Here is a 509-nt window from a genome sequence, read left to right as displayed (position 1 = left end):
CATCAGCCTCAAGCCGAGCGACCCGATGCACCTGCTCATGAAGATGGACATGGGAGGGGCCGCCGCGGTGCTCGGTGCGTTCGTCGGGCTGCGCGATGCGGGCGTCACGGCCCAGGTCACCGGCTGGCTGATGTGCACCGACAACATGCCCTCCGGCACCGCGTACAAGCTCGGCGACGTGCTCACGGCGCGCGGCGGCACCACGATCGAGGTGAAGAACACCGACGCCGAGGGGCGTCTCGTGATGAGCGATGCCCTCGTGCTCGCCACGGAAGACGGTGTGGACGCGATCGTCGACATCGCCACGCTGACCGGGGCCGCGCTGGTGTCGCTCGGTGCCGCGACCGCGCCGGTGTTCGGCAACGACCAGGCGACGGTCGACCTGGTGCGGGCGGCATCCGACGCGGTGGACGAATCGGTGTGGCAGCTGCCCCTCGAGCAGAAGTACCGGAAGCAGCTCGACTCGGAGATCGCCGACATCGCCAACCTCGGCGGCCCGTTCGCGGGAG

Annotated in this window: 1 pseudogene; it reads left to right on the top strand. The window is 69.7% G+C overall.

Annotated elements, in window-relative coordinates:
* Positions 1–509 (top strand): annotated as a pseudogene (locus WFM69_RS19465) (M17 family metallopeptidase); the annotation flags it as partial.

The sequence above is a fragment of the Microbacterium sp. LB12 genome (genome assembly GCF_037150835.1).
Lineage (GTDB): Bacteria > Actinomycetota > Actinomycetes > Actinomycetales > Microbacteriaceae > Microbacterium.
Note: the sequence above shows the minus strand (reverse complement) of the source record. Positions and strands in the feature narration are given on the sequence as shown.